This window comes from Burkholderia sp. AU45388, assembly GCF_030481585.1.
Taxonomy (GTDB): Bacteria; Pseudomonadota; Gammaproteobacteria; order Burkholderiales; family Burkholderiaceae; genus Burkholderia; species Burkholderia sola.
In genome coordinates this window covers 138,094-161,976 of sequence record NZ_JAUJPV010000012.1, presented here as the reverse complement: position 1 = coordinate 161,976, position 23,883 = coordinate 138,094, and the positions used below count along the sequence as shown (strand labels likewise).

Here is a 23,883-nt window from a genome sequence, read left to right as displayed (position 1 = left end):
AGGCAGTCAGTGCGCGTCGACCGACATGCTGCGGATGAACTTGCGCAGGAACTGCTCGCAGCCGGCGAGCTGCGCGAGCTCGACATATTCGTTCGGCTTGTGCGCCTGCTCGATGTTGCCGGGCCCGCACACGACGCTCGGGATGCCCGCGCGTTCGAACAACCCGGCTTCGGTGCCGTACGCGACCTTGCGCTTGTCCTGGTCGGCCGTCAGCGCGCGCACGAGCTGCGTGATCGCGGCCTGTTCGGTCGCGTCGAGGCCGGGCGCCGCGGCGATCTTCGAGAACTCGATCGCGGCATTCGGATGCTCGCGCAGCATCTGCGGCAGCAGCGTTTCCTGTGCATACGCTTCGATGCGCGTGAAGATCTGCTCGGGATCGAGCGTCGGCAGGTTGCGGAATTCGAAGTCGAAGCGGCATTCGGCCGGCACCGTGTTGATCGCGTTGCCGCCCTGGATCGTGCTCGTCTGCGCGGTCGTGAACGGCACGTCGTACAGCTCGTCGAACGGGCCTTCGGCACGGAAACGGTCGGCAATGTCGCGGATGTGGCAGATGAGGCGCGCCGCATACTCGATCGCGTTGAGCCCCTTCGGCGTCAGCGACGAATGCGCGGCGTGGCCGCGCACGCAGCAGCGGTATGCGTTGATGCCCTTGTGCGCGATGATCGGCCGCATGCTGGTCGGCTCGCCGACGATGCAGCCGGACGGCTGCACGCCGCGCTTCACGAGATCGGCGATCATCAGCGGCGCGCCCGCGCAGCCGATTTCCTCGTCGTAGGACAGCGCGAAATGGATCGGCTTCGCGAGCTTCGTCGCCTGCATCTCGGGCAGGAGCGCGAGCGCCGCGCCGATGAAGCCCTTCATGTCGCAGGTGCCGCGGCCGTACAGGCGGCCGTCGCGGATTTCCGGCGCGAACGGGTTGCTGTCCCATTGCTGGCCGTCGACCGGCACGACGTCGGTGTGGCCCGACAGCACGATGCCGCCGTTCGTCGAGCCGTCGTGCGCGGGCACGGTGGCGAACAGGTTCGCCCAGCCCTCGCGCGGATCGTGCGTGATCGTCGACGCGATGCCCTTCGCGGCGAGCGCGTCGCGTACCGTTTCGATCAGGCCGAGGTTCGGCACGCGGCTCGTCGTGTCCATCGACACGAGTTGCTTGACCCAGGGCAGGCTGACGAGCGATGCATCGCCTTCGGTTGCGGCGGACGGCGCCGTCGCGTCGAGAGTGGACATGGCAAAACTCCGTCTGATGAATGGGAAATCATACTCAAAAACGCGCTTGGCCGCCTTCGTCGGGCGCGACGCGGTGCAGCAACGTCGCGCCCGTCAGGATTGCATCAGCGGGCCGCGACGGCCGCTCCCTGTTTCGGGCCGAGCGCGCGCAGCGTTTCCTTGATCGTCGACACGCGGATCGCGAGATCGGGCGAGCGCGTCTCGATGCGCAGCTTGTCCTGGCCCGCGAGCTTGATGTGGCGATGCTTCTGCACCATCTCGATGATCCGCATCGGGTCGATCGGCGGATTCGGCTCGAACTGCAGCCCGATCGCGACCTCGCTCGCGTCGATCTTCACGATGCCGAGCGGCTTCGCGGCGATCCGCAGCCGGTGCGTCTCGATCAGCGCGTGCGCCTGCGGCGGCAGCTTGCCGAAGCGGTCGATCAGTTCTTCCTGGATGCCGTCGATCGCGTCGCCGTGCTCGCAGTTCGCGAGCCGCTTGTACAGCGACAGCCGCTCCTGCACGTCCGCGCAGTAGTCGGCCGGCAGGATCGCGGGCGCATGCAGGTTGATTTCGGTCGTCGCGGCGAGCGGGGCGGTGAGGTCGGGCTCCTTGCCGTTCTTCAGTGCCTTCACCGCGTCGTTCAGCATGTCCGTATAGAGTTGGAAGCCGATCTCGTGGATCTCGCCCGACTGCTTGTCGCCGAGCACTTCGCCGGTGCCGCGGATCTCGAGGTCGTGCATCGCGAGATAGAAGCCCGAGCCGAGTTCCTCCATCTGCTGGATCGCTTCGAGTCGGCGCTGCGCCTGCCTGGTCAGCGACTGCGGATCGTGCACCAGCAGGTATGCATACGCCTGGTGGTGCGAGCGGCCGACGCGGCCGCGCAACTGGTGAAGCTGCGCGAGGCCGAACTTGTCCGCGCGGTGCATGATGATCGTGTTCGCGCTCGGCACGTCGATGCCGGTCTCGATGATGGTCGTGCACAGCAGCACGTTCGCGCGCTGGGCGACGAAATCGCGCATCACGCGTTCGAGTTCGCGCTCGTGCATCTGGCCGTGCGCGATCACGATGCGCGCCTCGGGCACGAGCGCCTCGAGCATCGCCTTGCGGTTCTCGATCGTCTCGACCTCGTTGTGCAGGAAGTACACCTGGCCGCCGCGCTTCAGCTCGCGCAGCATCGCCTCGCGGATCACGCTTTCCTCCTCGCGGCGCACGAACGTCTTGATCGCGAGCCGCTTCTGCGGCGCGGTCGCGATCACCGAGAAATCGCGCAGCCCTTCGAGCGCCATCCCGAGCGTGCGCGGGATCGGCGTCGCGGTGAGCGTCAGCACGTCGACTTCCGCGCGCAGCGCCTTCAGCGCTTCCTTCTGGCGCACGCCGAAGCGGTGTTCCTCGTCGATGATCACGAGGCCGAGGCGCTTGAACTGCACGTCCGACGACAGCAGCTTGTGCGTGCCGATCACGATGTCGACGCTGCCTTCGTTGATCTGCGCGATCGCCGCGTTCACTTCCTTCGCGGTCTTGAAGCGCGACAGCTCGACGATGCGCACCGGCCAGTCCGCGAAGCGATCGGCGAAGGTCTGCGTGTGCTGCTCGGCGAGCAGCGTGGTCGGCGACAGCAGCGCGACCTGCTTGCCGCCCAGCACCGCGATGAACGCCGCGCGCAGCGCGACCTCGGTCTTGCCGAAGCCGACGTCGCCGCACACGAGGCGGTCCATCGGCTTGCCGCTCGTCATGTCGCCGATCACGGCCGCGATCGCCGCGGCTTGGTCGGGCGTTTCCTCGAAGCCGAAGCTTTCGGCGAATTTCACGTAGTCGCGCGGATCGAGCGAGAACGCGTGGCCTTCGCGGGCCGCGCGGCGCGCGTACAGGTTCAGCAGCTCGGCGGCCGTATCGCGGATCTGTTGCGCGGCCTTGCGCTTCGCGCGCTCCCACTGGCCGGAGCCGAGCGCGTGCAGCGGCGCGCTGTCGGGATCGGCGCCGCTGTAGCGCGAGATCACGTGCAGTTGCGCGACGGGCACGTAGAGCTTGCTGTCGCCCGAGTATTCGAGATGCAGGAATTCGGTTTCGCCTTCGCCGAGATCCATCGACACGAGACCCATGTAGCGGCCGATGCCGTGCTGCGCGTGGACGACCGGGTCGCCGACCTTCAGCTCCGACAGGTCGCGCACCATCGCGTCGACGTTGCTCGCCTGTTCCTGCCGGCGGCGGCCCGCGCGGCGGCCGAGCGCGCCGTACAGCTCGGTTTCGGTGACGATCGCGTAGCCTTCGCCCGGCACCGCGAAGCCGTTCGAGAGCGGCGCGACGCCGAGCGCGAAGCGCGCATCGCTCGCCAGCCAGCTCGCGAAATCGTCGTTCGACGCGGGGCGCAGGTGGTGTTCGGCCAGCAATTGCAGGATCGTCTCGCGGCGGCCTGCCGATTCGACCGTCAGCAGCACGCGCTTGCCCGACGATTCGACGAACGTGCGCAGCGACGCGAGCGGATCGTCCGCATGGCGGTCGACGGTCAGTTCGGGCAGCGCGGTCGCCCAGCCGCCGGCCGGCTGCGCGGGCAGCACGACGCGTGCGAACGGCTTCGCGAACGCGAAGAAATCCTCGTCGGACAGGAAAAGCCGCTGCGGCTCGAGGATCGGCCGCTCGCGATCGTGCGCGAGGAACGCGTGGCGCTGCTTCGTGTCGGCGGTGAAGCGGCGGATCGACGCTTCGAGATCGCCGGTGAACACGAGGTGCGCGTCTTGCGGCAGGTAGTGAAACAGCGTGGCCGTCTCGTCGAAGAACAGCGGCAGGTAATACTCGATGCCTGCCGACGGCACGCCGTTGCCGATGTCCTTGTAGATCGGCGCGCGGCTCGGGTCGCCTTCGAAGGTTTCGCGCCAGCGGCTGCGGAAGGCCGTGCGCGCCGCTTCGTCGAACGGGAACTCGCGGCCGGGCAGCAGGCGCACGTCGCGCACCGGGTACAGGCTGCGCTGCGTGTCGGGGTCGAACGCGCGGATCGAGTCGACCTGGTCGTCGAACAGGTCGATCCGGTACGGCAGCGGCGAGCCCATCGGGTACAGGTCGATCAGCGAGCCGCGCACGCAGTATTCGCCGGGCCGCACGACCTGGCTCACGTGCTCGTAGCCAGCCAGCGTGAGCTGCGCCTTCAGCTTCGCCTCGTCGAGCCGCTCGCCCTGCGCGAACGCGAACGTGTAAGCGGCCATGAACGACGCGGGCGGCATCCGGTACAGCGCGGTGGTCGCGGGCACGAGCAGGATGTCGCAGCGGCCCTCGCCGAGGTCGTGCAGCGTGGCGAGGCGCTCGGACACGAGGTCCTGGTGCGGCGAGAACGTGTCGTACGGCAGCGTTTCCCAGTCGGGCAGCAGGCGCACGCGCGCGTCGGGCGAGAAGTAGCGGATTTCCTGCGACAGCCGCTGCGCGTCGACCGCGTTCGCGCAGATCACCGCAAGGAGCGGCACGTCCTGGCGGTTGTCGGCGAGATAACGGGCGATGGCGAGCGCGTCGGCGGAGCCGTGCGCGCCGTCGAAGGCGAAACGCTGGCCGGGCTTGACGCGGGCAACGGGTGAAGCGGACGGGATGGAAGCGTTATCTGGCATAGGGACGACAGGGGTGGCGTGCACGGGCGCATCGCGGTGCGCCGGTCGAGACGAAAGACCTATTATAAAATCCGCTTCTCGATTTCACCTTTCCGGCGTTTCCCTTCGTGACTCCCCGACTTTTCGCCCTGATTCCTTGCGCCGGCACGGGCAGCCGTTCCGGTTCGGCCGTGCCGAAGCAATACCGCACGCTGGCCGGCCGCGCGCTGCTGCACTACACGCTCGCCGCGTTCGACGCGTGCAGCGAGTTCGCGCAGACGCTCGTCGTGCTCGCGCCCGACGATTCCCATTTCGACGCGCGCCGCTTCGCGGGCCTGCGCTTCGCGGTGCGCCGCTGCGGCGGCGGTTCGCGGCAGGCGTCGGTGCTCAACGGGCTGCTGGAGCTGGCCGAATTCGGCGCGACCGACCACGACTGGGTGCTCGTGCACGACGCCGCGCGCCCGGGCATTACGCCAGAGCTGATCCGCACGCTCGTCGCGACGCTGAAGGACGACCCGGTCGGCGGGATCGTCGCGCTGCCGGTGGCCGATACGCTCAAGCGCGTGCCGGCCGGCGGCGACGCGATCGCGCGCACGGAGTCGCGCGACGCGCTGTGGCAGGCGCAAACGCCGCAGATGTTCCGCATCGGCATGCTGCGCGACGCGATCCTGCAGGCGCAGCGCGAGGGGCACGACCTGACCGACGAGGCCAGCGCGATCGAATGGGCCGGCCACACGCCGCGCGTCGTGCAGGGCAGCCTGCGCAACTTCAAGGTCACGTACCCGGAAGATTTCGCGCTCGCCGAGGCGATCCTCGCGCGCCCCGCGAACGCTTCCTGACTTTCACCTCATCTCAAACCGGATTACGCATGGATTTCAGAATCGGACAAGGCTACGACGTGCACCAGCTCGTCGAAGGGCGCCCCCTCATCATCGGCGGCGTGACGATTCCGTACGAGCGCGGCCTGCTGGGCCACTCGGACGCGGACGTGCTGCTGCACGCGATCACCGACGCGCTGTTCGGCGCGGCGGCGCTCGGCGACATCGGCCGCCATTTCTCGGACACCGACGCGGCGTTCAAGGGCGCGGACAGCCGCGTGCTGCTGCGCGCGTGCGCCGAGCGCGTGAAGGCGGCCGGCTTCGCGATCCAGAACGTCGACAGCACCGTGATCGCGCAGGCGCCGAAGCTCGCGCCGCATATCGACGGGATGCGCGCGAACATCGCGGCGGATCTCGGGCTGCCGCTCGATCGCGTGAACGTGAAGGCGAAGACCAACGAGAAGCTCGGCTATCTCGGCCGCGGCGAGGGGATCGAGGCGCAGGCCGCGGCGCTGCTGGTCAAGCAGGGCGGCTGACGTCCGGCCGTCGCGGCGTGCGGTTCGCACCGCATGCCGCGGCGTCGAAATGAAAAATGCCACGCGAATGCGTGGCATTGTCGTTGGCGGCAGGCGCGGCTCACGGCCGCGCGGCCGGATCGCTTATTCGCCTTCGGCGGCGATCACCTGCGCGGCGGCGTTGATCACCGACGCGATGCGGCCGACGTCGCGCAGTTGCGTCGTCGTCATCCCTTGCTCGTTCTTCAGCAGCGCATAGTGCGACTTCACGCAGAAGTGGCACTTGCCGACGATCGACGCGGCGAGCGCGTACATCTCGAACTTGCGCTTGTCGACGCCGCCGTGCGTCGCATAAGCGCCCATCCGCAATTCGGCGCGCTGGGTCTTCAGGTCGGCGTCGTCGGCCATCTCGACATACGGATACCAGGTGTTGTTCATCCCCATCAGCGCGGCCGCCGTCAGCACGGCGTTCGTCTCTTCGGGCGACAGCACGCCGGCTTCGCGGATCGTCTTCACGAGCACCGTGCTCTTCGCCGCGATGGCCGCCGCCAGCGCCACGCCGACCGCGTCGGTGCCTTCGAGCGACGAGCGCGAGATCGTGCCGTCGAGGTTCAGGCGAATGTCTTTCGCGTAGTCGGGGATACGTGCCTTAATCGAGTCGATGAATTCCATTGATATCTCCTATGGGTTGGCCGTTAAAAAAGCCCGCCGGCAGGACGTGCGCCGCGGGCTTCGTGCATTGCTACGCTTACAGCGTTGCGCCGCCGACTGCACGGTTGCACGGGCACAGTTCGTCCGTTTGCAGGCCGTCCAGAATACGCAGGACTTCTTCCGGGCTGCGGCCGACGTTCAGGTTGTTCACCGACACGTGCTGGATCGTGTTGTCCGGATCGACGATGAACGTTGCACGCAGGGCCACACCGGCTTCCTTGTCGCGCACGCCGAGCTGGTCGATCAGTTCGCCCTTGACGTCGCCGAACGAGTAGTGGTTCAGCTTGTCGAGGTCCTTGTGCTCACGGCGCCATGCGAGCTTGACGAATTCGTTGTCCGAGCTGCCGCCGAGCAGGACGGCGTCGCGCTCTTCGAACTGCTTCGTGAGCTTCGCGAACTCGACGATTTCCGTCGGGCACACGAACGTGAAATCCTTCGGATAGAAGTAGATGATCTTCCACTTGCCCGGGAACGACGCTTCGGTGACGGTCTCGAACGCCGACTGGCCGTTTTCCTCGTGATTATTGAAGCCCGGCTTCGCGGCTACGACGGTGAAAGCTTCGAGTTTATCGCCCACGGTTTTCATGCGGATACTCCTGTGTGAGTTGGGAAGAAGACTGAGTCAAGCTACCTCGGTGCTGCAACGATGATGTGACAGCATGGGGAAAACTATAACACTATTAGTGTTGCGCTTCAATAGATTTTGGCTAACGACCCTCATAGCTTTTGTCAACCGGGTCGATAGTGTGACGCGCAAGATGCGTGCGCGAACGTGTCACGCGGTCGCACGCGCCTTGCCGGCGCCGGGGAATTCGAGCGTGACTTCGAGGCCGGCTTCCGGCTGGCGGTTGCGCAGGCGCAGCGCGCCGCGGTAGCGGCCGACGAGCCGCAGCACGATCGCCATCCCGAGGCCCGTGCCGTCTGCCTTGGTGCGTGCGGTGTCGACGCGGTAGAACGGCCGCATCACGAGCGGCAGTTGATCCTCGGGGATGCCGGGGCCCTCGTCGCTCACCGACAGCTCGACGCGCGCGTGCGACACGCGCGTCTCGAGCGTGATGCGCGCGATGCCGTCCTGCTTGCTCTGACCGTACTTGCGCGCGTTCTCGACGAGGTTGCCGATCACGCGCCGCATGTCGGTCTCGTCGGCTTCGATGATCGCGCTCGGCGCGAGCCGCGTGCGGATCTGGACGCCGTCCTCGCCCGACACGCGCGCGGCGACTTCGTGCGCGACCGAGGACAGGTCGACCGGCTCGGGCTTGCGCTGCGACGGGCGCGCGTAGTCGATGAAGGCCGCGATGATGCGGTCCATCTGTTCGATGTCGTCGACCATCGCGTCCTTGGTCGCCTGGTCGGACGGGCTCATCTCGGTTTCGAGCCGCAGCCGCGCGAGCGGCGTGCGCAGGTCGTGCGAGATGCCCGCGAGCATCAGCGCGCGATCGGCCTCGAGCTGCTCGAGGTCGCGCACCATCTGGTTGAAGCTGCGGTTGGTGTCGGCCGCGACGCCCATCCCGCGCTCGGGCAGCGGCTCGGGCGCCTGGCCCGAACCGACCTGGCGCGCGGCGAGCGCGAGCCGCGAGAACGGCCGGTTCACGAGGCTCGTGATGAACGCGGAGCCGAACAGCGACAGCGCCAGCGCGAACAGCCCCCAGCCGGCCCATTGCAGGCCCGTGACGTTGTCCAATTGGTCGCGGTCGAGCGCGACCCAGTAATCGTCGTCGTCGATCTTGAAGCTGATCCACACGCCGGGAATGTCGTTGACCGACTGCGCGATCACGGTATCGTCGCCGAGGCGGCTGCGGATGTCGTGTTCGATCAGACGGTTCAGCGATTCGTCGGGCTGCAGCTTGAACTTGTCGGTTTTCTCGCGCGGGTACACGCGCACGCCCTCGTTGCTCTCCAGATCCTGCAGCAGCGCGCGCCGCAAGTCGGGATCGGAATAGAGCAGGGCGGTGCGCGTGAGCTTCACGACCGCGACGAGCTGGAGCGCGACGCGCTGCGCGCGCGGCTCGCGCTCGATCACGCGAAAGCTCTGGAACCACGCGGCGAGGCTGACCGAGATCAGCAGCGCGATCAGCAGGAAGGTGCGCCAGAACAGCCCGCCGAACGCGAGCTGCAGAAGGCGCCGGTCGATAGGCATGGGACGGGCCGTGGACGGGGCGAAGCCGGAAAGGGAAAAGCTCAGGCGGCGCCGTCCGGGATGAACACGTAGCCGAGGCCCCAGACGGTCTGGATGAAGCGCGGGCTGCCCGGATCCGGTTCGATCAGCTTGCGCAGGCGCGAGATTTGCACGTCGAGGCTGCGGTCGAACACTTCGTATTCACGGCCGCGCGCGAGTTCCATCAGCTTTTCGCGCGACAGCGGCTGGCGCGGATGGCGCGCGAACACCTTCAGTACCGAGAATTCGCCGGTGGTCAGCGGAATTTCCTGGCCGGATTTCGTCAGCGTGCGCGTGGCGAGGTTCAGCGAGAACTCGCCGAACTCGAACACCTCGGTGGTTTCCGACGGCGCGCCCGGCAGCTCGGCCGGCGCCTGCCGGCGCAGCACCGCGTGAATGCGCGCGACCAGTTCGCGCGGGTTGAACGGCTTCGGCAGGTAATCGTCGGCGCCCATCTCGAGGCCGACGATGCGATCGACGTCTTCACCTTTCGCGGTGAGCATGATGATCGGGGTGCGGTCGTTGCTGCCGCGCAGCCGGCGGCAGATCGACAGGCCGTCTTCGCCGGGCAGCATCAGGTCGAGCACGAGCAGGTCGAAGCGCTCGCGTACCCAGAGCTTGTTCATCGCGGTCGCGTTTTCCGCGACGTAGACGTTGAAACCCTGTTCGCCGAGATAGCGGCGCAGCAGATCGCGCAGGCGAGGGTCGTCGTCGACGACGAGAATCTTGGAGGGGTTTTTCGTTTCCATGATCGGCATCTTATCGCGAATGGGAATTGACGCACGGCCGGGGATTTTCGTGCGTTACAGTCGGTTACAAAATTTACCCGTAGTGTCGCGCCGAGTAAAGGCACGCTATAGAGATTCCTTTACTCGAAGCCGAAATTCGGTAGATACTCCCCTGCACTCCATCTTTCATCTTTGCACACCCGAATTCCGCAGGGTTTTTCAAGTACCAGAGGTAGCCGGTTGCCGCGTGACGAAGGGAACAAATCGACCAAAGAAGCGAGGACGGTCATGCGATCTGCCCGGATTGCACTGATGCTGACGATCGCGCTTGCCGGTCCATATGCGTCGAACTTCGCGTATGCGCAGCGCCCCGAGCAGGGCGCGTCGTCGCGCAAGCTGCCGCGCGGCAAAGCGCCGCAACCCGATCGTGCCGCCGACATGACGGTCCGTTCCGCCGTGCCTCCCGATCTCGAACAGCGCCGCCGCGACGGGCACATGACGCCCGAAGAGCGGCACCTGTTGCGCCAGCACATCGAAGACGCCGTTCGCGAGCTGTACAAGCGCTGAGGCGGGCCGTCGTTCGCCCTGCGCGGAAATGCCCGCGCGGAAAGAATTCGTAGCACTTTTTCCGTCAACTTTCTGCTGCCGAATGCCGTTGTACGGGCATCCGCACCGCCGGTGCGTTCCGGGAGTCCATGACGATGAAAGCGAACGCTGCCGCACCGGCGCCGTCGCCCGCCATGCAGTCGCCGCTCGATGCCGACGACGCGCTGTTTTTCTTGAGTCGCACCGGTTTCTCTCCCGCGCCCGCCGAGGTCGCGCGCATCGTCGGCATGACGCGCGCGCAGGTCGTGGCCGACACGCTCGGCAGCGTGCGACGCGAACCCGTCACGACGTGGCCCGACTGGATCGCCGAGCCGCCGCCGACGCGCGCGCAGCGCCAGGCGCTGACGCCCGACATGCGGCGCGACGAGCAGCGCGAGCGCAATCGCCGCTACGATGCGTTGCGGGCGGCCTGGGTCAACGAGATGGTCGCGACGCCGTCGCCGCTGACCGAGCGCATGACGCTGTTCTGGCATGGGCATTTCACGTCCGGACAGGACAAGGTGCCTTACCCGCAGACGATGGCCGCGCAGAACGCGCTGTTTCGTCGCGAGGCGCTCGGCAACTTCGGCACGCTGCTGCACGCGGTCGCGAAGGACCCGGCGATGCTGCAGTATCTCGACGGCGCGAGCAATCGCAAGGGGCGGCCGAACGAGAATTTCGCGCGCGAGGTGATGGAGCTGTTCACGCTCGGCGAAGGGCACTACACGCAATACGACGTGACCGAAGCCGCGCGCGCGATGACGGGCTGGACCGTCGATCCCGATACGCTGCGCTTCATGGTGCGACCCGAATGGCACGATGCCGGCGACAAGACGATCCTCGGCGAAACCGGGCGGTTCGACGGCGACGGTTTTCTCGACATTCTGCTGAAGCGGCCGGGCACCGCGCGCTTCATCGCCGGCAAGCTGTGGCGCGAGTTCGTGTCCGATACGCCGGAGCCGGGCGCGCTCGATGCGGTCGCCGAACAGTTTCGCGCGAGCGGCTACGACATTCGCGCGGCGCTCGCCGCGCTGTGGTCGACCGACGCGTTCTGGGAGCCGCGCAACCGCGGCGTGCTCGTCAAATCGCCGGCTGAATTCGTCGTCGGGTCGGTGCGGCTGTTCGACGTGGCGTACGGCGATCCGAAGATGCTCGCGGACACCGTCCGCACGCTCGGGCAGAACCTGTTCTATCCGCCGAACGTTAAGGGCTGGCCGGGCGGCGCGCTGTGGATCAACAGCACCACGTTGCTGTCGCGCAAGCAGTTCGTCGAGCAGCTGTTCCGCGCGACCGAGACGGCCGGCATGCGGCCGCCAGCTCGCGCGATCGCGCCGCAGCCAGGCGCGCGCGCCCATGCGATGCCGGTGGTCGACGCGGCGTCCGCCGCCGGCCAGCGCGGCACGCCCGCGAAGGCCGCGCGCGGCGGCCTGCGTTTCGACCTCGAGCGTTGGCTGGCCCAATATCGTGCTCGACCGCAAGTGATCGCGGGATTGTCGACCGAACTGCAGTTGCAGCACGCGGTGCTGCAACTCTCGCCGGTCGCGGCGATCGACACGGATTCGACCGGCAGCGCGTATCTCGAGGCGTTGCTGATGGATCCGGCCTATCAACTGAAATGATGCGAACGACGACGAAGCGGGCAGCCGCCGCGGCAAAGACGCCGGGCGGCGAACCAAAGGATGTGCGATGAACCGACGTGATTTTCTGACGCTCACGGGCGCCGCGGCCGCCGCCGGCGTGTCGATGTGGCAAGCGCCCGCGATGGCGGCTGCTGCGACGCAGGCTGGGCGCAAGCCCGCAACCGGGTATGCGAACGTGTTGATCCTCGTCGAGCTGAAGGGCGGCAACGACGGTCTCAACACGGTGGTGCCGTATGCCGATCCGCTGTACTACCAGTTCCGGCGCGGCATCGGCATCAAGCGCGATCAGGTGCTGCAGCTCGACGCGCAGACGGGGCTGCACCCGTCGCTCGCGCCGCTGATGCCGCTGTGGCGCGACGGACAGGTCGCGATCGTGCAGGGTGTCGGCTATCCGCAGCCGAACCTGTCGCATTTCCGTTCGATCGAGATCTGGGACACCGCGTCGCGCTCGGATCAGTACCTGCACGAAGGCTGGCTCACGCGCACGTTTGCGCAAGCGCCCGTGCCGCCCGGTTTCGCGGCGGACGGCGTCGTGCTCGGCAGCGCCGAGATGGGGCCGCTGTCGAACGGCGCACGTGCGATCGCGCTCGTCAATCCCGCGCAGTTCATCCGCGCGGCCCGGCTCGCCGAGCCGTCGTCGTTGCGCGAGCAGAACCCCGCGCTCGCGCACATCATCGACGTCGAGAACGACATCGTGAAAGCGGCCGACCGGCTGCGTCCGCGCGGCGGGATGCGCGAATTCAGGACGGCCTTTCCGGCCGGCGCATTCGGCACGTCGGTCAAGACCGCGATGCAGGTGCTGGCCGCGTGCGAAGCGTCCGGACCCGGCGCGCAGGACGGTGTCGCGGTGCTGCGCCTGACGCTCAACGGTTTCGACACGCACCAGAACCAGCCGGGGCAGCAGGCCGCGCTGCTCAAGCAGTTCGCGGACGGGATGAGCGCGATGCGCGCGGCGTTGATCGAACTCGGGCGCTGGAACGAAACGCTCGTGATGACGTATGCGGAATTCGGCCGGCGCGTGCGCGAGAACCAGAGTAACGGCACGGATCATGGCACGGCCGCGCCGCATTTCGTGATGGGCGGCCGCGTGGCGGGCGGGCTGTACGGTGCGCCACCGGCGCTCGGGCGGCTCGACGGCAACGGCAACTTGCCGGTCGCGGTCGATTTCCGCCAGCTTTATGCGACCGTGCTCGGGTCGTGGTGGGGGCTCGATGCGACGCGCGTGCTGCAGCAGCGTTTCGACACGCTGCCGCTGCTGAAGGCGTGACCCGCGCGGCTTAGCGACGGCGCGCGGCGCGCCACGCGATCCACAGCTTGCGGATCGGCGTCAGCGCAATGCGCTGGTGCAGCACCTGGTAGCCGTCGCGCGCGATTTCGTCGAGCAGCGCGCCGGCCAGCGCGAGCTGCGCACGCAGTGTGCGTTGCGCGCGGCGTTCGGAGGCGGGAATCGCCGCATCGGCGGCCTCGAGCGCTTCGCGCGCGCGGGTCGTCTGGAATTGCAGCAATTCGGTGAAGGCCGGGCTGTAGCGGCGATTCAGCAGATCGGCCGCGGTCACGTTGTAGCGCTGCAGTTCGTCGATCGGCAGGTAGATGCGGCCGTGGCGCGCGTCATTGCCGAGCTCCTGCACGAATTGCGCGAGCATCAGTGCGCGGCCGACGTCCGCGGCCCACGGCTGCGGGTCGGCCGGGTTCGGCGAACTGGCGCGCGCAACCAGCGACGCGAATGTGCCGCCGACCTGCGCGATATAGCGCTGCAGGTTCGCGAAATCGAGGTAGCGTGCCTGTTCGAGGTCCATCCCGTAACCGTTGACGAGCGTGCGCAATGCATCGGCCTCGGCGGCGATTGCCGGGTGATGCTGCGCCAGCGCCTTCGTGACCGGGTGCGACGGCTGCCCGTCGGCCAGCGCCGCGAGTTCCTTGTGCCACCACGCGAGTTTCGTATGTCCGACGGTCGGATCGCTGGTTTCCTTGACGGTTTCCTCGAGTTCGCGGCGCAGCGCGAACAGCGCGGTCAGGCGCGGCTGCGTGGCGAGCGGCGCCTGGCGCAGCGCGTAGTAGACGCTGGAGCCGGCGGGGGCGGCCTTTTGCTGACAGTAGTCGTCGAAGTTCACGGGCGAAATCGGGTGGGGCGGGTTCGGGGGACGCGCGGCGGCGCGTTGCCGAAACGTCGAGCGCGGCATTCTAGCACCGCGGCACGACGGGTGCCGACGGGGCGAGACAACGCCGAACGGATCGGGTAGAATCTCGCGCTCGCCTGATCGGGCGTGCCGGTTTTCGGCCGGCGCGAAGTCCCGGGCGCGTGGAGCACGCATCTTGCGTACGTCCGCGCGGTCAGGCAACGGAAATACGCGTGAGTGGCGAAATTGGTAGACGCACCAGGTTTAGGTCCTGACGCCCGCAAGGGTGTGCCGGTTCGAGTCCGGCCTCACGCACCAGAAATCGAACGTGCCTCCATCAGGGCCCGTTCGCGAAAAAGCGCTGCCGGTCGGCTGACCGCAGCGCTTTTTTGTTGATGGCCCTCGGCCGGGATGATGCCATTCGCGCACGTACCGTAAATGGGCAACGTGTACCATGACAAAACCTTTCATACACGCGGGCTGTTCAACCGGAGACCGTCGATGCCCAACACCGGACGCACGTCAATCGGCGTTCTGGCGCTGATGCTGGCCATGCCGGCTGTCGCGGCCGCGCCTGCCGACAACGTGGCGTGGAGCGCAAGACCCGAGGCGACCGTCAGGAAGCCGCTGGACTGCTCTCCTTCCACGTCGACTGCTGCAGGGTGGCGGATCATGGGCGGTGAGCCTCCTTCCGCGGAATCCGTGCTGAAATCGGTTGGTACGGTGCTGGCCGTGTCCGCACTCAGTGTCGTATCGAAGGGCAGCATGCAACAATCCGGGAGCGCATGCCGTCCTGCAAATGGCTCGTAGATGAGCGTTGCGTCGCTCGACAATCAAGCGCCGCACGTCGCCCGGCCGCGGCGCTTCGCCATTTCCGCCGCGCCTATTCCCAGAAGCTGCGGATCGCGACGGCGACGATCACCGGCACCGAGAACACCAGCGGAATCGCGAAATACTGCGCTTCGCGATCGACGACCCAGCTATAGATCACCCACGCCGCACCGATCGCGAACGTGATGAGGCCGACCGTCACGGCGGCGATGTTCAGGGCCAGCTTCGACGGCTCGCGGCGCGTTTTGGCGTTGTCGTTGTTGTCGCGCGGGGACGATTTCATCGGAAGAGTGCGGCCTCGTGCCGGAACGGGAGTAAAGCCACAGGAAACCCCATCCGCACCGATCGCGCAAGGGCCGGCGCGGGCCGGCCCCGTCATGTCCGTTCCCGCGCGCTACAACCCGAACGACGCGGCCAGCTCGTCGAGCAGTTCACGCTGGAACGCGACGAACCGCTCGCCCGGCTGCTGCGCGATCGCGAGTTCGAGCATCGGATCGGCGACCTCGGTACGAATGCCGGCCAGTTCCTCGACGATCGCGAGCCCGCAGAACGGCACGTACGCCTCCGAATAGCCGCCTTCGTGAACGATCGCCAGCCGTCCGCCGCAATGGCGCTGCGCCGCTTCCTTCACCGCGCGGGTCATGAACCGGTAGCTGTCGGTATGCAGTTGCATGCGCGCGAGCGGATCGACCGCGCTCGCATCGAGGCCGCTCGCGATGACGATCAGCTCGGGGCGAAAACGCGCGAGCGCCGGCAGCACGATTCGCTCGAACGCATACCGGTAGGCATCGTCGCCGCTGCCCGCGAGCAGCGGCACGTTCAGGTTCGCGCCGATGCCCGCGCCTTCGCCGCGATCGTCCGCGCCGCTGTAGCCGGGCGGAAAGCAGCGGTCCTGGTGCAGCGAGATCGTCAGCGTATCGGGATTGTCGTAGTAGATCGACTGCGTGCCGTTGCCGTGATGCACGTCCCAGTCGATCACCGCGACGCGCTCGATGCCGTGCTTCGCGCGCGCGGCCTCGATCGCGATCGGGATGTTCGCGAGCAGGCAGAAGCCCATCGGGCGGTCGCGCAGGCAGTGATGGCCGGGCGGTCGCGACAGCGAGAACGCATTCGCCGCGCGCTCGCCGACGACCGCATCGACCGCCGCGATCGCGAGACCGGCCGACAGCGCGGCGATCTCGTAGCTGCCCGTGCCGAATGGCGCGAGATCGCCGAGGTCGCCGCCGTTCGCGTCGCTCAGCGCGCGGAATGCGTCGAGATAGTGCGCCGGATGAATGCGCAGCAAGTCGGCGGTCGTCGCGGGCTCGGCGCCGCGCAGGTCGAGCTGCGCGGCCAGGCCCGACGCCTGCACGAGCGACAGGAAGCGGCGCTTCGAATCGGGCGATTCCGCGTAGCCCGCGCTCGACGGCGGCTGGACCCAGCCGCCGACCGGGAAGAACAGCGCGTGCGTGCCGCCGGTATGCCAGAAAGTGCGTTCGTCGGTGAAGAAGGCAGTGCGATTCATGGATGCGTGACCTTTCACGGTTGGGAGGAAACGGAAGAAGGGCGCTCGATGTGGCGCAGCGCGGCGAACGACACGATCGCGACGGCCGTCGCGGCTATGAACAGCGTGCGCATCGTGCCGCCGGCATCGAGCATCAGGCCGGCCAGCAGCGGACCGGCGGCGAGACCCGCGCCGATCACGAAATTGAGCGTCGCGACGAGGCGGCCCGATGCGTCGATCTGCGCGACGGTCGCGAGGATGAACGGCAGCACGAAGGTCCACGCGAACTTGAACACGAAGATCGCCGCGCTGTAGCCGGCGGCGTCATGCATCGCGGCGAGCGCGACGAGCGACGCCGCGAGCAGCGCGTAACCGGCCGCCAGCAGCGCGCGCCGCGCAAGCCGGCCGCCCGCGCACGACGCGAGCGCCGCGCCGGCGATCCCGATCACGCTCGCGATCGCGAGCACGTTGCCGGTCGACTGCGGATCGAGCCCGGCATCGGCCGCCGCACGGCTCGCGAACGTCCACACGCTGCCGATCGCGAGATAGAACGTCAGTACCGCGCCGATGGCGAGCACGACGAAGCGTCGCGGCGTGTGCGGCGCTTCGCTGCGCACGGATGCCGGCCGCATGCCGAGCGACGAAGGAAAACCGCGCGACAGCGGCGCCGCGAGCAGCGCGAGCGCGGCGAGCGCGACATACAGCGCGCGCAGCCCGAATGCGGCGAACACGTGCGGCAGCACGAACAGGCCGATCGCGCCCGCGATCAGCTGGCCGACGACCCACAGGCCGTACACGCGGTCGCTGTTTGTGCTCGTTGCCGCGCTCGTCATGCAGAGCACCATCAACGAGCCGCCGCCGAGCGCGGTGACGGCGCGCAGCGCGAGCAGCGCGGCGAAGCCTGGCATCCACAGCGCGGTCAGCAGGTTGCCCGCGCCGAACAGCGCGATGGCGAAAGCGGCGACGCGGCGCGCGTCGATGCGACCGAGCCACAGGTACGACGGCACGGTCGCGAGGCTGAACGCGCCGAGTTCGACGAAGAAGTAGGTACCGACTTGCGACGCGGACAAGCCGAGTTGCGTCGCGAGCCGACCGGCGACGGCGGGCGCCACGAGCAGCAGCAGCGGCGTGATGGCCGCGAACGCGACGAGCGCGACGAGCGTCGAGCGCGCGAACGTCGGCGCACGGCCGTCCGGCGAGCGGGCGGTATCCGGGGACAGGGTCTTCATGGCGGGATCTCGTTGGGGAGTCAGAACAGGTGGTACATGCCGACCATCGCGCCGAACTGCGCGTCACGTCGGGTTCTCCATGCCGTCCTGCATCGGTTTGTCGTTGGTGTTGTCGCGACGCAGTGTCCGCAGCGGGAAAGCGGCGGAACAGTCGTCCAGATGGACGGTGCGGAAAACCCGCGACTCACGGCGCGAAGGCAGTGCGATGCCGCCGCGCGCCTTGCTGCGAAGCAGCAACGTGCGGCGCACCGTTCAAATGGATGGGGCCGGCGAGCGTTCCGGCACCGTGGCCCGCCAAAAAAGCCGCTCGCTATAATCGGCCGGTGCCGTTGCGCACATCAGCGGCCCGATCGGGCAGGGGAGCGGAAAGTGAGGATCACGACGGATATCGGGCAGGATCTCGACGCGCTGCGCGATGTGCCGGCCGCCATCGTCCTCGACGAATTCGCATGGCCGCCGCTACCGTCCCGGCGCGCCGATTTCGACGGCGTCGCGCGTGACGACGCAGTGCAGCGCGAACTCGGGCTGATGCTGCTCGACCTGTACGCGGTGGCCGCGCAGTCCGCCATCGGAGAATTCGAATGCCGGTTCCTTTCCCTGTTGCAGGCACTCATGCCGTTCGATGCCGCATGGACGGGCGTCGCGACCCATGTGCCGACCGGCCCGGTGATGCACAACAGCTTTCTGTACCGGTTGCCGCACGCGTTCTTCACCGACTGGAAGCGCGTGCGCGATTGCGATCCGCTCGCGCACCGCACGTTGCACGGCGCGCACGGCCGTGCGGTGCGGCTGACGGTCGTCGAACCGGGGCTCGATGCACGGTTTCGCGACTGGTGCGTGAAGTACGGGCTCGCGCAACTGATGTGCGTGTGTACGCTCGATCGCCGCTTCGGCCTGACGACGTTCATGTCGATCTACCGCCAGGGCCTGAACCGGCCGTTCAGCGACGACGACGCGCGGCGCTTCGAGGAAGTGATTCCGCACCTGGCCGCCGCACTGACGATCAATCGCGCCGCGCAGCTCACGCGCGAGCGCGGCGACACGGTCGCGCCGGCGCCGGCGCCGGCGGCGCGTGCGCTGTGCGACAACTTCGGCGTGCTGCACCATGCCGATCACGGTTTCGACGACGTGCTGCGAACCGAATGGCCGGATTGGACCGGCGCGCGCGTGCCGGATCCGCTCGTCGCGCACCTGCGGCGCCAGTCGGGCCAGCCGTTCGTCGGCGACGCGCTGCGCATCCACTGCGTGCCCGTCGCGGGGCTGTTCCAGATCGAGGCGCGGCCGCGCTCGCTGCTCGACCGGCTGAGCCCGCGCGAACTCGCGGCGATCCGTTATTACGGCGCCGGGCGTTCGCATAAGGAAGTCGCGCAGCAGATGGCGATCTCGCCGACGACCGTGCGTCACTACCTGCGCTGCGCGTACCGCAAGCTCGGCATGCACGACAAGAGCCAGATCGCCGGCGTGCTGGGCGCGACGGGCGGCGCGACCGACGGCGAAGCGGTGGAAGCCGGCGGTGTGCCGCGCTGACGCGTGCGAACGTATGCGGTACGCCGTATGAATGGTTGTGTGCACAACCATTGCGCGTTATGCTCGTCAGTTTCCAGAAGACGGAATGCCATCATGAACGACACGAATTCGGGGTCGGTGCGCGTGGCGGTGGTCGGTGTCGGCGCGATCGGCGGATTGCTCGCGGCCGCGTTGTCGAGCGCCGGCATGAGCGTGAGCGCATACGCACGCGGCGCGACGCTCGATGCGCTGAATGCGCACGGCGTGCGCGTGATCGATGAGGCGGGCGTGACCTCGTCGGTGCCGGTGCGCGCCAGCGATGATGCGGCCGCGCTCGGCGTGCAGGACTACGTGGTGATCGCGCTGAAGGCGCAGGCGCTACCGGCGCTGGCTGAGCGCATTGCGCCGCTGATCGGGCCGGATACGGTGATCGTCGCGGCGATGAACGGGCTGCCGTGGTGGTTCACGCACGGGCTCGAAGGGGCGGTCGACGGCGTGCCGCTCGATGCGGTCGACCCGGGCGGCGCGGTGTCGGCCGCGTTGCCGCCCGCGCAGGCGATCGGCTGCGTCGTGCACCTGTCGTCGAGTACCGACGCGCCGGGTGTCGTGCGGCGCGGGCGCGGCAACCGGCTGATCGTCGGCACGCCCGATCCGCGGCTCGACATGGCCACCGCGCGGTTCGCCGCGGCGCTCGCGGCCGGCGGTTTCGACGTCGAGTCGACGCGCGCGATCCGGACCGAGATCTGGACGAAGCTGTGGGGCAACATGAACATGAATCCGCTGAGCGCGCTGACCGGGTCGACGGCCGAGCAGTTGCTCGACGATCCGTTCACGCAGGATCTCGCGCTGCGGATGATGGAGGAGGCGGCCGCGATCGGCGCGAGGCTTGGCCTGTCCACCGGGATGAGCGGCCCCGAGCGGATCGCGGTCACGCGCAAGCTCGGCGCGTTCAAGACGTCGATGCTGCAGGATTTCGAGGCGGGGCGCGCGCTGGAGATCGGGCCGATCCTCGGCGTGTTTCCGGAGCTCGGCCGCAGGCTTGGCGTGCCGACCCCGTACTGCGACGCGGTGCTCGGGTTGTTGCGCCAGCGCGCGACGAACAGCGGGTTGTAGTGCGCACGGGGGCGGCTGAATTCTCGGCCGCCGGTAACGCGACCACGCGCGCTTCGTGCGACGCCGGCCGCATGATGCAAAACGGGCCGCCCGGATCGGGCGTGACGCGACCCGGGCGGCCTGTCTGATTCGTCGGATCAATTCTGCCGGCAGCGCTGGCCGATCCGGCGAGGCCGGCCCGCCACGCGGCTCAGTCGTCGCGCTCGGTCGCGTGCGCGACGACCTTGTCGAGCAGCCGCTCGAACGTCTGACGTTCGCTGTCGGACAGGCATGCGAGCAAACCGTCGTTCCACTTGCGCACGATCGGCATGATCTTGCGATGCAGCGCGCGGCCGTCGGTGGTCAGCGCGATCAGCACGATCCGGCCGTCTTCGTCGCTCGCGCTGCGCTCGAGCAGCCCCTGGCGCAGCAGCGCTTCGGCCGCGCGGCTCGCCTGGCTCTTGTCGAGATTGGTGTGGCGCGCGAGATCCATGATCGAGAACGGGCCGAACGCGCCGACGGCGGCGATCACACGCGCCTCCGGCAGCGAGATGTCGAGCTTGTGCCGGTACACCTCGCCGATCCCGCGGTCGGAGCGCTTCGTGAGCGCATGGAGGCGATAGGTCAGAAACTGATCGAGCCCGGCTTGACGGCCTTTCATGTCGAATCCTGAAGAAAAAGGGCGGGCCCGATTGTTCCTGTATCGCGCGCTCGGGTCAACGGTCAGTGTGCACCGTACTTCAGGCGTGTCAACTGTTCCGCTTCGTTCGCAAGCAGATTGGCCGCGTCGCGGATCGCGGCGTCGAGCGTGATCGGCCCGGGAGCCGGCGAAAAGCAGCCGGAGAAATGCTCGGACAGGCGCGGCAACGCGGCCGGATCGACCGCGCCCGACAGCAGCGATGCGGGTACGCCGGCCGCCTGCGCGTGCCGGCATGCGATGAACGGCGCCTTGCCGTGCAGCGTCTGCACGTCGGAGCGGCCTTCGCCGGTGATCAACCAGTCGGCGCCGGCCAGTGCGGCGTCGAGCCCGACCTGGCGTGCGACCACTTCGGCGCCGGGCTCGAAGCGTGCGCCGAGCATGTGCAGCGCGAAACCGAGGCCACCCGCCGCGCCCGCGCCCGGCAGTTCGCGGCCGCGGCGGTCGAGCGCGGCTTCGAGCAGGTCGGCGAAGCCGGCGAGGGCCGCATCGAGGGTCGCGACCTGGGCGGCCGTCACGCCTTTTTGCGGACCGAACACGGCGGTCGCGCCATGCGCGCCCGTCAGCGGGTTGTCGACGTCGGACATGCCGACGAATTCCGTTTCCTTCAGGCGCGGATCCAGCCCCGACGCGTCGATGCGCGCGATGTCGGCGAGCCGCGACGGCACGGGCTCGACCGGCTGGCCGCCGGCGTCGAAGCACTGCAGGCCGAGCCCGGCGAGCAGCCCGGCGCCCGCGTCGTTGGTGCTGCTGCCGCCGAGCGCGACGAAGAAGCGGCGCAGGCCGTCGTCGAGCAGCGTGCGGATTGCCTCGCCCATCCCGCGCGTGCTGCGTGCGTCGACCGGCACGCTCATGCCGACCGGGTCGGTAATCCCGACGATCTCGGCCGTCTCGACGATCGCGGTGCGCGCATTGATGACGCCGACCGCCGCATCGCGCGCCGCCAGCGACGCGCCGGCCACCCGCAGCGTGCGCCGCGTGCCGCCGCCCGCCAGCATCGCGTCGAGCGTGCCTTCGCCGCCGTCGGCCATCGGGCAGCAACGCACGACCGCATCGGGCCGGGCGCGGCGAATGCCGGTGGCGATCGCGTCCGCGACCTGCTCGGCGGAAAGCGAGCCTTTGAACGAATCGGGCGCGATGACGACGACAGGCGCGGACGGGTGGTGCGGCATGGTGTCTCCGGAAGGCGTGATTGGTGTGAAGAATGAATGGTCGCCGCCATGACGGCGGCGCACACGCTATCGGAGCTTACAGGATGGAAGGCCCGAGGTGGATATGCCGTTCGGCATAGCGGCGATCCGCGTGCAGGGCCGTGCAACGGGCTGTCGACGGGGCGGGGACGCACGCGTGTCGCACCGATCTGGCGATACGACGAAAATTGTTTGCTAGAATAGTCGATTCTTCCGGCCAAAGCCGTGCTCCGAGCCGCTTGCGCTAGCCATCCGGCGCGTGCAGGGATGGCGTGGCGCTCCGGCGCGGCGTGCGAGTGCGACGCACCGCATGCTGCAGGCAGGCACGGCAAGGAAAACCCGATTCGCTCGAATAATTTTAGGACGATTGAAGCCATGGCTAACGTTGTTGAGAACCTCGGCAAGCTTGAACGCCGTGTGACGATTTCTTTGCCGAAAGACACCGTGCAGAAGGAAATCGACGCCCGCATCCAGAAACTCGCGAAGACCGTGCGCATGCCCGGTTTCCGCCCGGGCAAGGTGCCGGTGAAGATGGTCGCCCAGCAATACGCGGGTCAGGTCGAAGCGGAAGTGCTGAGCGACAAGATCGGCCAGGAATTCTTCACGGTCAGCCGCGCGGAAAACCTGCGCGTCGCCGGCCAGCCGAGCTTCGAGCCGAAGCAGGAACAGGCTGAGGACGCATACGCGTTCGACGCGACGTTCGAGGTCTACCCGGAAGTGAAGATCGGCGATCTGGCGACGGCTGAAGTCGAGCGCTCGACCACGTCGATCGGCGACGCCGAAATCGACCGCACGCTGGACATCCTGCGCAAGCAGCGCGTGCACTATCACGCACGCGGCGAAGCCGGCGAGCACGGCGACGGCGGGGCGGACACCGCAGCGAAGAACGGCGACCGCGTGACGGTCGACTTCGTCGGCAAGATCGACGACGTCGCGTTCCAGGGCGGCACGGCCGAAGATTTCCCGTTCGTGCTCGGCGAAGGCCGCATGCTGCCGGAATTCGAAACGGCGGCGCTCGGCCTGAAGGTCGGCGAACAGCGTACGTTCGACCTCAAGTTCCCGGATGACTACCACGGCAAGGACGTCGCCGGCAAAACGGCGCAGTTCACGGTCACGATGAAGAAGATCGAATGGCCGCACCTGCCGGAAATCGACGCGGAATTCGCGAAGTCGCTCGGCATCGAAGACGGCGACCTCACGAAGATGCGCGCCGAAATCAAGGAAAACCTCGAGCGCGAAGCGAAGCGTCGCACGCAGTCGATCGTCAAGAACCAGGTGATGGACGCGCTGCTGAAGATTTCCGAACTCGACGTGCCGAAGGCGCTGATCGAGCAGGACCAGCAACGCCTCGTCGAAATGGCTCGCCAGGATCTGGCGCAGCGCGGCGTGCCGAACGCGAAGGACGCACCGATCCCGGCCGAAATGTTCGCCGAGCAGGCCGAGCGCCGCGTGAAGCTGGGCCTCGTGCTGGCCGAGCTCGTGAAGGCGAACGGCCTGGAAGCGAAGCCGGAACAGATCCGCGCGGAAGTCGACGAGTTCGCGAAGAGCTACGAAGACCCGAAGGAAGTGGTCCGCTGGTATTATTCCAACCAGCAGCGCCTCGCCGAGATGGAAGCGTTCGTCGTTGAAAGCAACGTCGTCGATTTCGTGCTGGGCAAGGCAAAGGTGACGGACAAGGAAGTGAGCTTCGAGGCACTCGCGAGCGCATCGGCGCAAGCGTAAGTGTTGCTCTAGCGGCGTGCCGGCTGTCGGAGCGACGGCCCGCACGCCGTTTTTACGTCAAGCGCACGGTTGCCATTAATATG

At 67.8% G+C, this 23,883-nt stretch carries 22 protein-coding genes and 1 tRNA gene; 9 read left to right on the top strand and 14 right to left on the bottom strand.

All coding sequences use genetic code 11. The features are described 5' to 3' along the window. Positions 1 to 6: 6 nt before the first annotated feature. Together argE and mfd are read right to left on the bottom strand one after the other, a co-directional pair. Positions 7 to 1,227, bottom strand: coding sequence for an acetylornithine deacetylase (gene argE / locus QZM72_RS20290; RefSeq protein ID WP_175881252.1), 1,221 nt, complete (start codon positions 1,225 to 1,227; stop codon positions 7 to 9). 104 nt (positions 1,228 to 1,331) lie between these two features. Further along, positions 1,332 to 4,802: a transcription-repair coupling factor gene (gene mfd, locus QZM72_RS20285; RefSeq protein WP_301739019.1), complete on the bottom strand. Its 3,471-nt coding sequence runs from the start codon at positions 4,800 to 4,802 to the stop codon at positions 1,332 to 1,334. Positions 4,803 to 4,909: 107 nt separating this feature from the next. Between mfd and ispD the strand changes: the two genes are divergently transcribed. Beyond that, positions 4,910 to 5,620 carry a 2-C-methyl-D-erythritol 4-phosphate cytidylyltransferase gene (ispD, locus tag QZM72_RS20280; protein WP_301739018.1) on the top strand — a complete coding sequence of 237 codons (711 nt, stop codon included), beginning with the start codon at positions 4,910 to 4,912 and terminating at the stop codon, positions 5,618 to 5,620. A 29-nt stretch (positions 5,621 to 5,649) separates the two neighbouring features. Next, a complete protein-coding gene (gene ispF, locus QZM72_RS20275; RefSeq protein ID WP_089467680.1) occupies positions 5,650 to 6,135 on the top strand; it encodes a 2-C-methyl-D-erythritol 2,4-cyclodiphosphate synthase in 486 nt (161 codons plus the stop codon). Between the two features lie 123 nt (positions 6,136 to 6,258). On the opposite strand, the gene QZM72_RS20270 is transcribed toward ispF, so the two are convergent. From QZM72_RS20270 to ompR, 4 genes are all read right to left on the bottom strand, one after another. Then, on the bottom strand, positions 6,259 to 6,786 hold the full coding sequence (locus QZM72_RS20270) for a carboxymuconolactone decarboxylase family protein (protein ID WP_050013297.1): 528 nt from the start codon (positions 6,784 to 6,786) through the stop codon (positions 6,259 to 6,261). Between the two features lie 76 nt (positions 6,787 to 6,862). Beyond that, the gene (locus QZM72_RS20265) at positions 6,863 to 7,411 is read right to left on the bottom strand and encodes a peroxiredoxin (RefSeq protein WP_006478563.1); all 549 of its coding nucleotides are present in this window, start codon (positions 7,409 to 7,411) and stop codon (positions 6,863 to 6,865) included. A 189-nt stretch (positions 7,412 to 7,600) separates the two neighbouring features. Beyond that, a complete protein-coding gene (locus tag QZM72_RS20260; RefSeq protein WP_089467679.1) occupies positions 7,601 to 8,962 on the bottom strand; it encodes an ATP-binding protein in 1,362 nt (453 codons plus the stop codon). Between the two features lie 41 nt (positions 8,963 to 9,003). Next, on the bottom strand, positions 9,004 to 9,729 hold the full coding sequence (ompR, locus tag QZM72_RS20255) for a two-component system response regulator OmpR (protein ID WP_004199523.1): 726 nt from the start codon (positions 9,727 to 9,729) through the stop codon (positions 9,004 to 9,006). 267 nt (positions 9,730 to 9,996) lie between these two features. On the opposite strand from ompR, the gene QZM72_RS20250 reads away from it, so the two are divergent. The 3 genes from QZM72_RS20250 to QZM72_RS20240 all read left to right on the top strand — a co-directional run bounded on the left by QZM72_RS20250 (position 9,997) and on the right by QZM72_RS20240 (position 13,200). Next, positions 9,997 to 10,275, top strand: coding sequence for a hypothetical protein (locus tag QZM72_RS20250; protein ID WP_006478566.1), 279 nt, complete (start codon positions 9,997 to 9,999; stop codon positions 10,273 to 10,275). A gap of 134 nt (positions 10,276 to 10,409) precedes the next feature. Then, a complete protein-coding gene (locus QZM72_RS20245; protein WP_089467978.1) occupies positions 10,410 to 11,912 on the top strand; it encodes a DUF1800 family protein in 1,503 nt (500 codons plus the stop codon). A gap of 67 nt (positions 11,913 to 11,979) precedes the next feature. Continuing rightward, a complete protein-coding gene (locus tag QZM72_RS20240; RefSeq protein WP_089467677.1) occupies positions 11,980 to 13,200 on the top strand; it encodes a DUF1501 domain-containing protein in 1,221 nt (406 codons plus the stop codon). Between the two features lie 10 nt (positions 13,201 to 13,210). On the opposite strand, the gene hpnD is transcribed toward QZM72_RS20240, so the two are convergent. Further along, positions 13,211 to 14,044, bottom strand: a complete 834-nt coding sequence (gene hpnD, locus QZM72_RS20235) for a presqualene diphosphate synthase HpnD (protein WP_089467676.1) — start codon at positions 14,042 to 14,044, stop codon at positions 13,211 to 13,213. A 237-nt stretch (positions 14,045 to 14,281) separates the two neighbouring features. On the opposite strand from hpnD, the gene QZM72_RS20230 reads away from it, so the two are divergent. Further along, positions 14,282 to 14,368 (top strand) — tRNA-Leu (locus QZM72_RS20230). 149 nt (positions 14,369 to 14,517) lie between these two features. Here QZM72_RS20230 and QZM72_RS20225 read toward each other — a convergent pair. From QZM72_RS20225 to QZM72_RS20205, 5 genes are all read right to left on the bottom strand, one after another. After that, entirely contained in the window at positions 14,518 to 14,817 is a 300-nt protein-coding gene (locus QZM72_RS20225; protein WP_179233399.1) for a hypothetical protein, read from the bottom strand. 116 nt (positions 14,818 to 14,933) lie between these two features. Then, positions 14,934 to 15,164: a hypothetical protein gene (locus QZM72_RS20220; RefSeq protein ID WP_089467675.1), complete on the bottom strand. Its 231-nt coding sequence runs from the start codon at positions 15,162 to 15,164 to the stop codon at positions 14,934 to 14,936. Between the two features lie 111 nt (positions 15,165 to 15,275). Further along, positions 15,276 to 16,385 (bottom strand): class II histone deacetylase, encoded by a 1,110-nt coding sequence (locus QZM72_RS20215; protein ID WP_089467674.1) that lies wholly within the window; start codon positions 16,383 to 16,385, stop codon positions 15,276 to 15,278. Between the two features lie 14 nt (positions 16,386 to 16,399). Next, the gene (locus tag QZM72_RS20210) at positions 16,400 to 17,593 is read right to left on the bottom strand and encodes an MFS transporter (protein ID WP_089467673.1); all 1,194 of its coding nucleotides are present in this window, start codon (positions 17,591 to 17,593) and stop codon (positions 16,400 to 16,402) included. A 63-nt stretch (positions 17,594 to 17,656) separates the two neighbouring features. Continuing rightward, positions 17,657 to 17,830: a hypothetical protein gene (locus tag QZM72_RS20205; RefSeq protein WP_179233398.1), complete on the bottom strand. Its 174-nt coding sequence runs from the start codon at positions 17,828 to 17,830 to the stop codon at positions 17,657 to 17,659. Positions 17,831 to 17,962: 132 nt separating this feature from the next. On the opposite strand from QZM72_RS20205, the gene QZM72_RS20200 reads away from it, so the two are divergent. Then, positions 17,963 to 19,120 carry a helix-turn-helix transcriptional regulator gene (locus QZM72_RS20200; RefSeq protein WP_089467671.1) on the top strand — a complete coding sequence of 386 codons (1,158 nt, stop codon included), beginning with the start codon at positions 17,963 to 17,965 and terminating at the stop codon, positions 19,118 to 19,120. A gap of 93 nt (positions 19,121 to 19,213) precedes the next feature. Then, positions 19,214 to 20,212: a 2-dehydropantoate 2-reductase gene (locus tag QZM72_RS20195; protein WP_301739017.1), complete on the top strand. Its 999-nt coding sequence runs from the start codon at positions 19,214 to 19,216 to the stop codon at positions 20,210 to 20,212. A 190-nt stretch (positions 20,213 to 20,402) separates the two neighbouring features. On the opposite strand, the gene QZM72_RS20190 is transcribed toward QZM72_RS20195, so the two are convergent. Both QZM72_RS20190 and QZM72_RS20185 read right to left on the bottom strand, forming a co-directional pair. After that, a complete protein-coding gene (locus tag QZM72_RS20190) occupies positions 20,403 to 20,852 on the bottom strand; it encodes a MarR family winged helix-turn-helix transcriptional regulator (protein ID WP_006478574.1) in 450 nt (149 codons plus the stop codon). A 62-nt stretch (positions 20,853 to 20,914) separates the two neighbouring features. Beyond that, positions 20,915 to 22,060, bottom strand: coding sequence for a glycerate kinase (locus tag QZM72_RS20185; RefSeq protein ID WP_089467669.1), 1,146 nt, complete (start codon positions 22,058 to 22,060; stop codon positions 20,915 to 20,917). 393 nt (positions 22,061 to 22,453) lie between these two features. Between QZM72_RS20185 and tig the strand changes: the two genes are divergently transcribed. Next, positions 22,454 to 23,800 carry a trigger factor gene (gene tig, locus QZM72_RS20180; RefSeq protein ID WP_089467668.1) on the top strand — a complete coding sequence of 449 codons (1,347 nt, stop codon included), beginning with the start codon at positions 22,454 to 22,456 and terminating at the stop codon, positions 23,798 to 23,800. Positions 23,801 to 23,883 lie beyond the last annotated feature (83 nt).